The organism is Paenibacillus sp. FSL L8-0435 (genome assembly GCF_037965655.1).
In the GTDB taxonomy this organism is placed as follows: Bacteria; Bacillota; Bacilli; order Paenibacillales; family Paenibacillaceae; genus Paenibacillus.
Genome location: NZ_CP150185.1, coordinates 5,282,079 through 5,296,507 on the forward strand (window position 1 = coordinate 5,282,079; position 14,429 = coordinate 5,296,507).

13 protein-coding genes are annotated in these 14,429 nt (G+C 46.5%); 3 read left to right on the plus strand and 10 right to left on the minus strand.

Translation table 11 applies throughout. The features are described 5' to 3' along the window. Window positions 1–71: 71 nt before the first annotated feature. The gene (locus NST33_RS23490) at window positions 72–2,129 is read right to left on the minus strand and encodes a methyl-accepting chemotaxis protein (protein WP_339178525.1); all 2,058 of its coding nucleotides are present in this window, start codon (window positions 2,127–2,129) and stop codon (window positions 72–74) included. Window positions 2,130–2,405: 276 nt separating this feature from the next. Between NST33_RS23490 and NST33_RS23495 the strand changes: the two genes are divergently transcribed. Continuing rightward, complete coding sequence (locus NST33_RS23495) at window positions 2,406–2,831, plus strand: hypothetical protein (RefSeq protein ID WP_221824568.1); 426 nt, start codon at window positions 2,406–2,408, stop codon at window positions 2,829–2,831. Window positions 2,832–2,985: 154 nt separating this feature from the next. Here NST33_RS23495 and NST33_RS23500 read toward each other — a convergent pair whose 3' ends face one another. The 6 genes from NST33_RS23500 to NST33_RS23525 form a co-directional block, all read right to left on the minus strand. Further along, window positions 2,986–4,149 carry an iron-containing alcohol dehydrogenase gene (locus NST33_RS23500; protein WP_339305288.1) on the minus strand — a complete coding sequence of 388 codons (1,164 nt, stop codon included), beginning with the start codon at window positions 4,147–4,149 and terminating at the stop codon, window positions 2,986–2,988. A 265-nt stretch (window positions 4,150–4,414) separates the two neighbouring features. After that, window positions 4,415–5,293, minus strand: a complete 879-nt coding sequence (locus NST33_RS23505; protein ID WP_339305290.1) for a TatD family hydrolase — start codon at window positions 5,291–5,293, stop codon at window positions 4,415–4,417. Beyond that, window positions 5,280–8,450: a GNAT family N-acetyltransferase gene (locus NST33_RS23510; RefSeq protein ID WP_339305292.1), complete on the minus strand. Its 3,171-nt coding sequence runs from the start codon at window positions 8,448–8,450 to the stop codon at window positions 5,280–5,282. Before NST33_RS23510 ends, NST33_RS23505 begins: the two co-directional genes overlap by 14 nt. Before the next feature lie 299 nt (window positions 8,451–8,749). After that, window positions 8,750–9,085, minus strand: a complete 336-nt coding sequence (locus NST33_RS23515; RefSeq protein ID WP_339305294.1) for a type II toxin-antitoxin system PemK/MazF family toxin — start codon at window positions 9,083–9,085, stop codon at window positions 8,750–8,752. Further along, a complete protein-coding gene (locus NST33_RS23520) occupies window positions 9,082–9,384 on the minus strand; it encodes an AbrB/MazE/SpoVT family DNA-binding domain-containing protein (RefSeq protein ID WP_017687001.1) in 303 nt (100 codons plus the stop codon). Before NST33_RS23520 ends, NST33_RS23515 begins: the two co-directional genes overlap by 4 nt. 254 nt (window positions 9,385–9,638) lie before the next feature. Next, window positions 9,639–9,962, minus strand: a complete 324-nt coding sequence (locus NST33_RS23525) for a hypothetical protein (RefSeq protein WP_339178541.1) — start codon at window positions 9,960–9,962, stop codon at window positions 9,639–9,641. Between the two features lie 325 nt (window positions 9,963–10,287). Between NST33_RS23525 and NST33_RS23530 the strand changes: the two genes are divergently transcribed. Beyond that, complete coding sequence (locus tag NST33_RS23530) at window positions 10,288–10,893, plus strand: DedA family protein (protein WP_339305296.1); 606 nt, start codon at window positions 10,288–10,290, stop codon at window positions 10,891–10,893. 196 nt (window positions 10,894–11,089) lie between these two features. On the opposite strand, the gene NST33_RS23535 is transcribed toward NST33_RS23530, so the two are convergent. The 3 genes from NST33_RS23535 to NST33_RS23545 form a co-directional block, all read right to left on the minus strand. After that, window positions 11,090–12,289 carry an MFS transporter gene (locus NST33_RS23535; RefSeq protein ID WP_085981430.1) on the minus strand — a complete coding sequence of 400 codons (1,200 nt, stop codon included), beginning with the start codon at window positions 12,287–12,289 and terminating at the stop codon, window positions 11,090–11,092. Window positions 12,290–12,596: 307 nt separating this feature from the next. Continuing rightward, entirely contained in the window at window positions 12,597–13,634 is a 1,038-nt protein-coding gene (locus NST33_RS23540; protein WP_339305298.1) for an ROK family protein, read from the minus strand. A gap of 198 nt (window positions 13,635–13,832) precedes the next feature. Next, window positions 13,833–14,102 (minus strand): hypothetical protein, encoded by a 270-nt coding sequence (locus NST33_RS23545; RefSeq protein ID WP_339305300.1) that lies wholly within the window; start codon window positions 14,100–14,102, stop codon window positions 13,833–13,835. A gap of 108 nt (window positions 14,103–14,210) precedes the next feature. On the opposite strand from NST33_RS23545, the gene NST33_RS23550 reads away from it, so the two are divergent. After that, window positions 14,211–14,426 carry a helix-turn-helix transcriptional regulator gene (locus tag NST33_RS23550; RefSeq protein ID WP_339305302.1) on the plus strand — a complete coding sequence of 72 codons (216 nt, stop codon included), beginning with the start codon at window positions 14,211–14,213 and terminating at the stop codon, window positions 14,424–14,426. Window positions 14,427–14,429 lie beyond the last annotated feature (3 nt).

Consider the following 14,429-nt stretch of genomic DNA (forward strand, 5'->3'; position numbering starts at 1 on the left):
AGATGGGTACAGGTGCTCTCTTTGTCTAGAAACGCGGTTCTCTTTAGAAAAACGGGTTTCTTTTCGTATTCCTATGTTGTTTTGAAGCGAGATGATTCCTCGGCAAGTTGTTTGGTCAGTTCATCAATTCTCTGCACCATATCTGTCAAATGTTCAGTCATGCCGGACTGTTCCTGCATGGTTGCTGTGACTTCCTCAACAGAAGCCGACACCTCTTCACCGGAAGCAGACAAGTTCTGTGCAGCTCCAATGACGTCATCCTTATCACGTTCAATCGATTCGATCTCCGTGGCAATAGCCTGAACCTGGCTCATCATCTCATTCATATTCTCGGTGACAAAATTGAATGTCTCCTTCGTCTGGCTAACGCTGCTCTTATGCTGTTCCGCAATCGCTTCAATAGCCTGAACACTTCGGTTATTCTGCTCCACGTGATCAATGGTCTGCATTACGATTCGGTTGATATCCTCCGATTGAGCTGTCGTCTGCTCTGCCAGCTTGCGAATCTCAGAAGCAACGACGGCGAAGCCACGTCCCTGATCACCAGCTCTCGCCGCCTCGATTGAAGCATTCAACGCAAGTAATTTCGTCTGATTTGCGATCTCGGCAATCGTTCCTGTAATCTGGTGAATGCCCGAGGAACTTTCGGCGAGTTGCACTGTAATTTTGGAGATGTTGCCAACTTCAATCTCGTTCTGCCCGTTCACCGCAATGAGTGCATCAATAACTTCATGATTATTTTGGAAAGCATCCGTAATTTCATCTGCCTTGAACTTCACTGCCTGCGACATTCCATTCACGTTCGCAATCTTGTTACCCACATTCATGAATTTGTCCACAATGGCTCCCGTATCGTTCGCCTGGGACTCCATAGCACGTGAAATCTCAAATGCTGTTGTCGTTGTTTCGGCAATCGTGGTCGAAGTTTGCTGAGTGGACTGTTCCAGCTCGGATGTACTTGTTTTCAGGATACCGATGGAATGGTTCATGCTGGAGATCAGCTGTTTATTGCCTGCTGCCATGGTATTGAAGCTGTCCACCAATTGTTTGAATTCTCCGCTATATTTACCTTGAGCCTGCACCGTCAGGTCGCCGCCCGCAAGCTGTCTGAACAACACAGTTAGTCTTGTAATTGGTCTGGTTACCAGCAAAGAGATCAGGATACCGGCTACGACGGAAACCGCAATCGCACTAAACAGAACAATATACATCTGTTTTGCCATCGCACGCAAAGGCTTCTGCACATCACTCATTTTATCTTCAACAACGACGGTCCAGTCGGATCTTGGAATTTTGGAGTAATACGCCACTTTCTCATCTGTGCTAATCTCCCCTTGCTGTAGTTCAGCGTTTGGAGCAAGATCAATCAATGATTGGTATTCGCCGGACTCCATCTTCTGGCCTGCCAATTTCTCATCCGCTGAATCGTAGATGACCGTACCTACACGGTCCAAAATGATCACTTTTCCCTCATCATTAATATTGATATTTTGTAGCTGATTAACGAAGAACGAGGTGGATGCCGCAGATACGAGCACTCCCTGTACTTCTTGATTCTCATTGTAGATTGGCATGGCAAAAGCCGTACCAAGTTGTCCTGAGGACTTGGCTACAATCCCTTCACTAATCACGTTTTTACCCTGAATTGCTTCTTGGAAATATGCCCGATCTCCGCGTTCCGCCTTGATAACTGCCGGATCATTCGCTGCAATAATAATGCCATTCCGATCCAACAAAATCAGACTGTTGTTACCTTCCATACCTGCCAGACTGTCCGCGAGAATACCACTTGCCTTATCCAGCAGTTCATTGTTTTCCGAGAAAAAGTTCTCACCTTCCTGCCCATCCGTATTCCGAATCTCCAGCAGATCCTGGAAGGTACGATGTGTTGTGATCAGAAAGGTGGATTGTTCTTCCAAACTTAGTGAAGCATACAACCCTGCCCCCACCCGATCCGAGGTTGCCTTAATTTCATCTTTACTTTTGTCGAGTGTAATAACTGCCGCTACGCTGTAACACACTACCGCAGTTACCGCCAGTACGATACACACCAGCAGACTGATCATAAGTGGTAGTTTGACTCTGAACGACATGTTGCGCATGCGTTCTCTTGCCTTGCTAAATACCATGATTACATTCACCATCCATTTTCATTTTCATCATTATGAAGTCCAAATTCTATGTATCTACTTTATATCGGTCGATATCAAATAATCTGTAAGCTGTTTCGCCAGTTATACTAGGTCAAAGGCCACTGCAAACGATTGGAAAATGAAGACTTTGGGTTAATACAAAATATGACATCGACATCGTATAATATATGAAATACATATCGTGCAGGAAGAGGGACAACGCATTGAATCCGAAAATGCCTACTATATTAAATGTCGAATAGGAGAAGTGATATGGTAAAAACAGCATTACCCACGCTATTAAATGTCGTGCGCATTTTATTAAGTGTAAAACTGATCTATGTGATCGTGTCCTTTATCGTGTTCCTCATTGACTTCAACCAGAACATGGAGGCCTATCTGGGTTTCTTACGCAAAGGAGATGATCTGGCTTACGCCTCTGGCGTAATCTTAGCCAGAATGTTGTTTATCATCGGTCCCAGCCTGCTCGCTGTTATATTCATCACCAAAAGAAAGTTCAAGCTCACCGTGACGTTTCTGAGTCTGGCGCTATTCGTTTCCATTCCGAATGAGAGTAACCTGTTCACCCTGATTCATCTCTTCGCCCTGCTCATCGTGCTTTTGCATCGTCCAAGCAAGATGTATCTGAAACGAAAGGATACCCCTGTCAATGAAGCCGTAGTTGAACCGAAGAATTAATTCAAAAAGGGGATCACATGACATTGAAGTCCAGAAAAAAAGGTAGAGCGCACAAGATATGATGTCATAATAAAAAACAAGGACGTTCCTTAGTATTAAAGGAAGGTCCTTGTTTAATGTGACTCACTATACAAAGTGATTGTGAGATTTACAATTACAGTGCAGCTTGATAAATTTGTACTACATCTTCACGCTGCAAGTTTTTGAAAGATCCGAACGGACCAAAGCGCATCGCTTTATCAGCCATCACATCAATCTGACTGTCGTCGATGTCATAGTCAGCCAAACGGCTAGGGGCACCAATTGAAGTCCAGAATGTACGCAGCGCTTCAATGCCTTCTTCAGCCACTTGTTTGTCCGACTTTCCAGTAGGATTAATATCAAATACATTAACAGCCATACGTTTGAATCGATCTACATCCACATCCAGATTATGTTTCATCCAGTGTGGGAAGAGGATTGCAAGGCCACCCCCATGCGGAATGTCGTACACGGCCGAAACGGCATGTTCTATATTGTGAGAAGCCCAATCTCCGGCAAGACCCATATTCAGGACATCGTTAAGCGCCATTGTTCCACAATAGAGAATGGTTTCACGCAGTTCATAGTTTTCTGGATCTTTAATCAGACGAGGGGCTGTATCGATAACGGTACGAAGAATCGTCTCACAGAATCCAAGCTGAACCGGTGTATTCGTATCTAGATGGAAATAATGTTCAAACACATGAGACATCATGTCCACCATGCCGTAGACAGTCTGATCCAGTGGTACGGTGTATGTGTACTCCGGATCAAGAATGGAGAACGCCGGAAAAGAATACTCGCTGAACCATGCCCATTTTTCCTGTGTGTCCTGATTGGTTATTACTGAACCGTTGTTCATCTCGGAGCCTGTCGCTGCCATCGTTAGAATTGTACCCAGTGGAAGTCCGCCTTCCGGGGTTGCTTCGCGCACAACAACATCCCACATGTCTCCATCGTATTTGGCTCCTACTGCGATGGCTTTCCCGCAGTCAAGTACACTGCCGCCGCCAACCGCAAGAACCAGATCAATGTTATGTGTTCTGCATAGCTCTACGCCCTTATGAACCGTAGACAGACGAGGATTCGGTTCCACACCGGCCAGTTCCGTAACCTCTGCTCCGATTTCATTCAACTGGCTGATTACCTGATCGTACAGCCCGCTACGTTTGATGCTTCCACCACCATATACAAGCAAAATACGCTTTCCGTATTTTGGAACTTCGGTTTGTAGTGCTTGAAGTTGCCCTTTGCCAAAAATCAGCCGGGTCGGATTATAAAACTGAAAAGATCTCATAACGTATGTTCCTCCAAAGATGTCTGAAATTTTGTGCATCCACCATTATAGTTCTCTTTATTCGTAAAAACAAATACAGGCAAGAAGGAGATAACCGATAAGTATGGAGTCTGTCATGGCTAAACACTGTTTTCCTGTACAAAAAAAGCTCCTGCCAGCAAAGTGGCAGGAGCTTACATCACAGGGATTCAATATAACCATCGCATGCTTCCATAACATGCATGGTCTACATCCCCTCAGATATTAAGAATTCGGTACTTAGGTTCTACCCCAGATCGGCAATCCGCTGTCCAATACGTGGAAACAGCCCAAAGGCATTCTCGTAGAACGCTTTATCGTGATGCTGTTCCGGTACAAGCCGGCGGACAAATTCGGCATACAGATCGATGGGCGCAAGCGGCCAGTCGGTGCCAAACAGCATCTTCTCATAATGATCCGAATAGACCAAGGCCCGGCGGAAATGATCCATGAATAATGGCTCGTTCATGAACCGTTCAAAATGAGGCCGATCCCCCACCACAAGACCAGACAAATCCGCGTACACGTTAGGATTCTTCGCCACCACTTCAGCTGCATCCATCACCCATGGATCACCCAAATGACAGATCATGAAGTTCACACCGCGTTGCTGCAAGGCTAATTCATCCACCGTCAACGGATGCGAATATTTGAGCAATCCATTCATGGAGTACGTGTCACCCGTATGAATCACGACAGGCAAGTTGTACTTGGCTGCAAGTTCATAGACCGGGGTATAGATTTTGTCATACACATAGTGATGATAGTATCCGGCATAGAGTTTGATTCCGGCTACCTCCGGGGATTGCAGTCTAGCTTCAATCCGGTCCAGCTCGTCCTGCGCGTGTTTACCGTCTAACGCATTAGGATTGATCCCGACACATTCCATGAGGAATGACGGAACCTTCTCTTCCAAATCAAGTCCCATCGGGTTAGGAGAACTGGAATCCGGGAACGCGCCCTTCGTCTGTTCCGTAACCCCCATTCCGATACCCATAATGACGTCGTTTTTATCAAACTCCGCTTTAAGACCAGCGGCAGAGTAATCCACTTTCGACAGATCGATTGCTGTTCGGTGAAAGCTGTCGATGTCCGACAGATGAATATGAATATCAATGATCGGCATGTGAAGCCTCCTTTTCATCGGTAGAAGTTGCAAAATTCAGTTTGAGAAGGTCATGCACATCCGCTGAACTCAGCGGGATCTGTCCCAGAACCAGATATGTTGGCTCCGTCCAGACCGTTTCTCCCTGTTGGAGAGTCAGATGATGATTAACGTTCAGACCCGTCACCTGATTATTGGCAAACCCCCACGCACTCTGATTCGGGTAACGATGGACCGCATGCAGCATGTTCTCACGCGAAACCGAACCTACTCGCAAAAGGTCTTCAAGTGGCAGGCCCACATCCACCTTGCCCAGCGGGAATCGATCTTTACCCGGTTGTTCTATCCAACCTTCCGCAAATACAGATGAAGGCTGGAGGAAACGTTCCTCCGCAAGCGAGTAATCCGTCAGCGTCAGGCCGCTTTCGTTTGTCACGGCAAGCAGCGTACATAGCACAGGAACACCAGGGAGCATCAGATAATGCTGGTGGATCGTGATTCCCCGATTCGCTTCATGCTTCTCAATCCGGGTAGTCAGCTTTATGCCTTTCCAGACGTTGCCGTATTGATCCTTCTGCTCTGTCCAGGAAGCGACTCTTTGTTCCAACTGCCGGCTGAAACCATTCATGCCCGGTATCCCCACACCCAGTCCGCCGTACCACGGATTCCACCACGAGCGTGGAGCCGGTTCAGGATACGAGCTATCCAACCATTCTTCTCCTGCAACTTTCAGGGAGTGTACTACACTCCCGAATTCAGGAGCAACGGCGATCGACAATACTCCATTGTCTACGATGTACAAAGGTCCAGATGAACCTTCTTCAATCTTCTGCTTCACCTCTGTTGTTCCGCTCTGCGGGAACCAAAGGGCAGTTCGCTCCTGAATCCGATCTTCGCCCCGGTATAGCCCACGAACTTTCCAACCACTCACGTGCTGGTCTCGGTCCGCTTCGTCTGGTGAAAATGTCAGCTTGGCGGAGTTTAGGTTCTGCTCCGGACTGAATTCCTTCGCATTGGCCATAACCTCCTGTTCACCACCCTGCTGTACATACAGCTCCAGCTTGCCCGCAAGCGGAACCAGTTTGTGTTCAGTCAACGTTGCTTGCAGCACGTCCGGGGCAAATGGATTCCCCTCACTCAATGTCAGATCCAGATGACTGTCCAGCAACGGAATAACCGGGTTACGCTGCTTCCGCGCAAAAGCACGGAAATCCGACCATTTCGCAAACGTGTTCAATGCATATACAGTTGCTTTTGTCCGCACAACGGCTCCTGCGGGAATACGGCCAAGCTCATGCTGCAACCCCAGCGTGTATTCCGGGCGAAGCAACTTCAGAGAAGGGTCCCAGTAGATACCGCTGGCACCATACTCCTCCTTACAGAACAGCCAGTTCTCCGTGATTTGGGCGCTGTCCCAATGGCTCGGATCGCCAGCGTAAGAATCCCCCATATCCACAAAACGATCTTGATACGGGAGAATTAACCGGTTTCCGTAAAACCCGAAGTTGTTCATTAGAAACAGGTCTTCTTCCCAAGCGGTACCTCGTGTATTTTCAACCTCGTGGTGGAATTCGGCGATTCCATTCGCAGACAGCTTGACCACGGACTTGATCTGCAAGCCAGGGAAATCCTCCGAGTCATACAGTGCTTCAAGAACCTGACGTTCACCTTCGGGATAAATATTCACTTCTTTTGCTTGTTTCTTGGATAACTCTTCGGCAAACGGCTTACCCAGCTTCGGATAAGTCCACCAGAACGAATGACGGGAGCCCGGGTATTCAATCCACATGTTATTATCTTGCTTGCTCATATGAATAGAGAATGCACCATTAACAGCCACCCATTGATCCTCAATCTGCCCACCATATTTCCCTTCGATTCCCTTCATCAGTACAGAAATTTTGCTTGTAAAAGAGATCGCATGGTTCCCCACTGGGACAGCCGTCACTTCTACTTCTTGGGAATAGAGACCATATGAACGCAAGGTGAAAGGCACTGGCACAGACATTTTACCTTTGGCTGGCACCGTAAAGCGCACCGAACGCTCCGCCCATTCAAGGAATTCATCCTCAGGCAGGTCCAGGCTGAACTTCGTTTCTGCATCCACATTATTTTCCACGTTCAGAACCAACTCCGCCGGAATGCCTGGATAGAGCTCTTTCACGGGCAAGACGGTCTTAATCTTGGCTGGGAATTTCGGGGCGATACCCAACCTGAACTCCGCTTTCTTACCGCCGATTAACCATGTGCTGGCAACCACGGGATGGGTCTTATTGTTATTCTGTTCCTCTGTAATTGGATCAAGGTGAAACTCACCTTCCACGATGATGGTTTCTCCCGGAGCAACTGCTCGTGCAGCGTCCAGCGCAAATCGAATGTTTTTGTTATCCTCACCCTTGATCTCAACCGCCAGTTCGGACGCGGATGTGTTCTTGATGTGATAGCGAACCTTATAGCTGGAACCGAATACCAGATCATGATCGTCGACCTCTGTGGAGATTTCGTAATCCGGTGTTTCGAGAGCAGTCAGCCCGCGACCCGACTTTTCAAATGCAGCCCGCAGGGAGACATCTCCCTTTTTCCACGTGTAGTCAAAGAAATCAAAACCACGTTCCCGTCGGCCATCCGGCTCGACCACGAGTTCACGCGTGCTGTCTGCATACCAATCCAACTCCTCGAAATATGGAGCAAGTGCTTCGGTCTGCAAAATGGTAGGGATGAAATTCATCAGATGCACATTATCATCTTTTTTCTCCCAGAAGAATCCACATTTCTTGTACATCGGTACAGCCTTCGTATTCCCTGCCCACGTGAACAGATCCAGGCGGGGCCATCCTGCCTCTACGGTCTTGCGCACAGCATTCAGGATCAGGTTGCGTCCGACCTTGTACCCGTGATAGTCGGGGCGTACGTTAAGCAGCGGTACATATAACGCTCTCTCGTCATAGCGGTAATGAGAAAAACTACAGAAGCCAACAACCTCTTTCTCATGAACGGCTAGAAACACATAAAGATTGGACGAACTCTCCATCTCCCGGCGAACTGTTTCCTCTGTTCTAAGGTTGGTGCCACCTCCCCAGCTTTCATTACTACGGTTCCACATATCAGCGAGTGCGGCAGCGTAAGAGGGATCGTATTCAATAATATGGATTTGATCAATAATCGAAGTTACGGTCATGTTCTGATCTCCTTATCTTTATCTATAGGATGGTCTTTGTGAACTTTCGATATGGCCTTTGCCCGATAGCCGCAGAGATAATACAGGCCATGTTTGAAGAAGCTAGCGATAGTCTTATCATACTATAAATGGAAGCATTTTCAGAGAATTAAAAATCTTTCTTTCCAACTTATATGTGCCTTTCGGAAGCTCTTGTTAGAAGCGTCAAGGATGGACGAATCTATTTAGGCATGAAAGAAAAAATCCACGTCTTTTAGTTAGACGTGGATTTAGGAATATGATCAGCTACTAATTTTCAATTATGCCAATATAGAACGGACATTGCGTAGAACTGATTTCATAAATTCAGAGGTTGGTTCGGCATGCCCCGCAATTTGGATACGTCGTTGCCGCACATCAAGACTCTTCAACTGATCCGTCAAAACAACACCTGAAAATGGCAGCTCTTCTGGTAATGTAACTTCAAAAGGATGATCCTTGGCTTGGCTCGTTATGGGACATACAACGGCAAAACCCGTTATTTCATTGAATTCAAGTTCCGATAGAACAATAGCCGGTCGTCTCCCGGCTTGCTCGTGACCCGCTTGAGGATCAAAGTCAAGCCATATCAGATCGCCTCGTTTGGGAATAATCAAAGTAACTCGTTCCCTTCAGTACCAAAGTCTATTTCTTCATGTCTTGTATCCTGTTTCACTTTAGAGAGCAAAGTCTTTAGATGGTTACGTAGTTCCTCATTGGACTCTACAGGCTTGGTTTTTGGACGCAACAACAATTCATTATCTTCTGTCACCAAAATCTCGATTTCCGAGCCTTCTTCCAGATTAAGACGCTTAAGCAATTGGTTAGGAATGCGAATTGCACTGCTATTTCCCCATTTGCTAAGTGTGGCTGTAGTCATGGCAATCCCACGCCTTTCGTTTGATTGATGCTCCAATTATACCTCACCTCCCTACAGTTGTATATCTATATGATATACATGAAACAATAAAAGGATACATTGTATTCAACCATAAAATAATGATTGTACAGCCTATGATTATGAATAGATATACCATTGGTATAAAGCAAAATAAGCATATAAAAAAACCTCATTTGGTCGAAACGAGGTTTCGCAGTCAGATCATCCCCAACAATGAAAAACAGCTGTAAGCCTTAGACGAAAAAAATGAAGTCCAGACTGCCCCTGTTTTATGGAGCTATAGTCCTTCGGTAACTTACCCTTGTATTATGTGCCTTGATCTCGACTGCCAGTTCGGACGCAGAAGTGTTCTTAATGCGATAGCGAACCTTATAGCTGGAACCGAAAACCAGATCATGATCATCGACCTCTGTAGAGATTTCGTAATCCGGTGTTTCGAGGGCAGTCAGCCCTCGACCCGACTTTTCAAATGCAGCCCGCAGGGAGACATCTCCCTTTTTCCACGTATAGTCAAAGAAATCAAAACCACACTCCCGTCGGCCATCCGGCCTCCACGGTCTTGCGCACAGCAGCGTAAGAGGGGGCGTATTCAATAGTATGGATCTGGTCGATAATCGAAGTTTCGGTCATGTTCTGATCTCCTTCTCTTTATGTACAGGATGGTGAAGAAGCTAGTGATAGTCTTATCATACTATAATTGGAAGCATTTTCAGAGCATTATATCATTGCCTCGGTATCCACTTCTGTATGAAGTGTCAATGAATCCATGCAACCCTTATGTACGGGCAAACATATTGCCGCAGTATGTCCTGAAATGGATATTCATGTGAACTTTGACAAGCTCTATTCGCTATTGTTACTCTTTGTATAGGAGTGTTTCTTTAATATATAAAAAAGATAGATTCATGGAGGGAAAGCATGACAGAATGGATCACGCAATTTATACTCTTTTTTAAAGATTTGTCATACGCAGGTCTGGTTATTGCCTTGTCGTTTGAATTCGTACCTGCTGAACTTGTACTGCCCATGGCGGGATATTGGGTGTATCTTGGGGATATGAAGCTTTGGCTGGCTATACTGGCTGGTACGGTAGGGGGGACATTTGGACCTCTGACGTTGTATGCTCTGGGACGATACGGCGGCAGGCCGATGGTCGAAAAATTCGGCAAGTATTTCTTGATTCGCCCCCACCATCTGGACGCTTCCGATAAGTTCTTCGAGAAGTATGGCAGCGGGGTAGCTTTCTATGGACGTTTTGTACCCGGCATTCGGACCGTGATCTCCATCCCTTGTGGAATGGCGAAGATGAATGTGTTTAAATTCAGTATCTTTACATTCTTAGCCATGCTTCCAATCACCTCATTGTATGTCTACCTAGGCTTCAAATTAGGCTCTCAATGGGAGCACGTGGACGAGATTGTTAAGCCTTATATCGTTCCGGCAGCGGTGGTTTTCTTAGGCGCTTTTGGATTGTACGTGCTTTTGAAACGTTGGAAAAGAAGAACGGCTTTGAACAAGTCATAGGCTTGCTGAGGAAATGCGGGCTGTATAGTAGAGTAGCTGGTATGTGTTGAAAAAAATCCTTACTCTACATGCCCTGTGGTTATGATTTGTTAAGATACTAGTGATAGATGATATACCGTACTAATCTAATCGTATATTCATATGCAAAGCCCCACTGATCATGGCGATCAGTGGGGCTTATCGTTTCAATTGATTTCTAAATCAGTTCCTGCCTTCTTTTCAAATACACATACAACACTACTCCCGACGCCGCACAGATCACAGCACATAAGCCGATGAATCCATATCCCGCCTGAAGTCCGCGCAGCAGCCCTAACTGAGTCGTTGAACCGTACAGATTCTTCACACCCTCAATCACCCAGCCAATCACATAGTTACCAATGACACTACCAACCCCCATCAAGGTAACCGTGAACGTAATCGCGGTGTCACTGCCGTTCGGATATCTGCGTGCGATAAACGCCATTACTGTTGGATAGATCATCGCTATGCCCGCGCCAGATATTGCAAAGAAAATCGCAAGACGCTCTCCCCCTGCAAGTGCCACGAACGTACACACTCCCGAGAAAGCCGAGAACAGAATCAGTGACAATACAAATCCGATCCGGTCCGTCAATGGTCCAAGCAGCAGGCGTCCCAGTGAGAACGTGAGGAAGAACGCAGACAATAACCCCGAAGCTTTGACCGTGTCCCACGTGTAGGCTTTTTCCAGGAAATTAACCAGCCAACCCCCAACCGCCAGCTCCGATACCACGCCAAAAGAAAGAATGAGCACCATCAGCCAAAGAGCAGGATCACGTGTTAACGTCTTCAGTGAAGTCCGATCTTCATGAGGAAGATCATCCCCCGGGAATTTGCTGCGCAACGCCGCAATAATCGGCAGCAGACAGAGTGACAACATCACCAGATACATGCCGCGCCAGTCCAGTTCGTGTCCAAACACCTTCAAGGACATGACACCCGTCGCCAGCAAAGGTGCTACCGTTGAACTCAGCCCATAGAAGAAGTGGGACAGGTTCATCATCGTACCTGTGTTTTTCACAAAGATCCGAGCACCCAGAATCGCCAAGGCAATCTCCAGCATGCCGTTACCGATGTACATGAAGAAGTATGATGAAGCAAAGAGTGGATAGGTATGAGACACATAAATGAACACACCCGATAGGATCATCGATGCAAACGATATGATGCTAACCGCCTTAATGCCCCATTTGCGAACCAGAATAGCCGTGAAGGAGCAGGCGATCAGGTATCCCAGTGCATTCAGGGACAATAACGTCCCGAGCTGTTTCTCATCCAGATTGAAGTCGAATTGAATGCGCGGAATGGCCGGCCCCTTAATATTTTCCGATATGCCAAATACAATAAATCCAAGAAAGATCGTTGCCAGTTGCATGGCGTACAGCTTGTTGAACTTTCGTTTGTTCCCTTGTGTACCTGCTTGCTGATTCAAAATAAGTTCCTCCAGTGTGTTCAGGAAAATGATTGCACGTTATAACTACGATTGCAGTACCATCTTCCGACCGCTGTTATCCCTGTATTTTTTTGAATCGTTCCTAAAGGTGAAAATACAGTGATAAAGGCGTTCTTCAGATTGGTTCTGCCCTCTCCGTTATCGTGTCAATGATTTGTACATTTGAAATAGGAAACATAGTTAAGCATTATTCCTAAAAATAGAATACTTGTAAAAGTTCCTTTGTCCTTTACCACTGCTTCTCAATCACCTGAATGCGGTAGGTCAGGCTCTCCAGCGTCACCGCGACTAGCCCCGTAACATATTCGCGCCGAGTGTCTCTTTGGATGATTAACTCCGGCATATGCTCCAATGGAATCATTCGATCCAGACAACCTTGCGTCAGGTCATCCCTCATAGCAGGGTCCGTCGTATCCCCTGTGACTACAATCGTAGCGGGGTTAATGATCGCGATGATGGATACAAGCGTCTGTACGACGAGCTCCTGCAAACCCTCTGTCGTTTTCAACATGCGCAGTTGCTCTTCTCGTGACACGCCAAAAGGTAAAAAGGACACCTCGCCCCCAAATTGCGTATTCCCTGTCAGCGGACGACCATCAATGATAAAGCCTGCACCCGGAAAATGGTTCTCCGGAAAAGTCACCACCGCAAAGTTCTTCTCTTCCTCAAATTGCTGCTGGTTATACAGTCCGTAGACCGTCAGGTTCATATCGTTGCCAATGACCACTTCCACGTCTTCATATTGCTCCTTAAGCCTTGGGCCGAGTGGCTGATACATTAGCTCCGGTACGTCACAGATCCCAATAACGCCGTTGTGTGCCACACCAGGTATGCCAATACCAATCGCCAGCACATTGTGGTGTTGTTTGATCAGGTTTGCAATCAGATCCTCTACCACCGGGACATTAATCTCATCCATAAATAGTGTCTGTTCGTCCGCCATTTCCCCGTTCAGATTGGCATATGTATGTGTGATCGAGTGAGTGCCGCCCTCCGTTCGAATAATCAGGCACAGTACGCTGGCGTAATCCGCATTAAACTGATACCGACTCGCAGGTCTTCCCCCACTCGATTCATCTGGGCCCAGATCGATAATCTCACCCGTTTGGAGTAATTCGTTCAGGATCGTGCCGCATGTCGCTACGCTGAGTTTAGTCAGGTTCGCAATGGATGCCTTCGTGCCTACGCCCATGGATCGGAGTGTATTCTTCACCAGTTCAACGTTAATGCGCTTCACCTGCTGGGTGTTGTGTGATGTGGGTAACATGTTAAGTTATATGCCTCCTTTCGTTCATTTCGAACCATTCAACGAATGTTTTTAAAAGTGTTTTAATAATTGAAGTTTAGGGGGATTAGTGGGGAAAGTCAATGCTTAATTCAGTGCGAAAAACGTTTGGATGGACAGACAAAAAGACAGTTCAAGATCATCTTGTGTGATCCTGCACTGTCTTTTAGTTAAGGTGGTTTATGTAGACTGGCTCATTCGATTCGCCAAGATGCTCTTCTCCAGTCGGACTTTAAATAACTTTCGGTTCAGATCCTGTTCCATGGAATGAAGGTGATATGCTGCTTGTTTCACGGTATCCATGTCTAGCATACCTGCCTGCTTTGCAATGATGTCCATGGCGTCTAGGATGAGTTTGTTGCATGTGACTAGTTGATCGACGTAATCGTCTTCCTGTTGGACAAGTTGTGCATACTGCAAAGCGAGGTCTTCGCTGTTGGTACTTGTCATGTCACCACTCCTAAAATTGGTACGCATAAGAGTACCAGATATACAAAAAGTATATGGTACGCTCATGCGTAACGTCAAGACCATATGGAAATTTTAGGAGTGATACTCATGGCTAAGAAAGTCGTCGTCAATATTCATAAACTCACGGAAAAACATAATATTTCACTGCGCGAACTTGCACGTTTGTCTGATATCCGTCACGCTGCTTTGAGTGAGTTACAATCCGGGAAGCGAGAGAACATCAACTTTGCTCATATTGAACGGATTGCTGAGGCGTTGGATATTGATGATATTAGGGAGATTATTGAGATTAGAGAAATATAGTGC

Bases quoted from the DNA above. Each gene is read 5' to 3' on its own strand.
- NST33_RS23495 (WP_221824568.1), top strand. From the start codon at position 2,406: ATGGTAAAAACAGCATTACCCACGCTATTAAATGTCGTGCGCATTTTA.
- NST33_RS23500 (WP_339305288.1), bottom strand. From the start codon at position 4,149: ATGAGATCTTTTCAGTTTTATAATCCGACCCGGCTGATTTTTGGCAAA.
- NST33_RS23550 (WP_339305302.1), top strand. From the start codon at position 14,211: ATGGCTAAGAAAGTCGTCGTCAATATTCATAAACTCACGGAAAAACAT.
- NST33_RS23505 (WP_339305290.1), bottom strand. From the start codon at position 5,293: ATGCCGATCATTGATATTCATATTCATCTGTCGGACATCGACAGCTTT.
- NST33_RS23540 (WP_339305298.1), bottom strand. From the start codon at position 13,634: ATGTTACCCACATCACACAACACCCAGCAGGTGAAGCGCATTAACGTT.
- NST33_RS23510 (WP_339305292.1), bottom strand. From the start codon at position 8,450: ATGACCGTAACTTCGATTATTGATCAAATCCATATTATTGAATACGAT.
- NST33_RS23490 (WP_339178525.1), bottom strand. From the start codon at position 2,129: ATGGTATTTAGCAAGGCAAGAGAACGCATGCGCAACATGTCGTTCAGA.
- NST33_RS23545 (WP_339305300.1), bottom strand. From the start codon at position 14,102: ATGACAAGTACCAACAGCGAAGACCTCGCTTTGCAGTATGCACAACTT.
- NST33_RS23535 (WP_085981430.1), bottom strand. From the start codon at position 12,289: ATGCAACTGGCAACGATCTTTCTTGGATTTATTGTATTTGGCATATCG.
- NST33_RS23530 (WP_339305296.1), top strand. From the start codon at position 10,288: ATGACAGAATGGATCACGCAATTTATACTCTTTTTTAAAGATTTGTCA.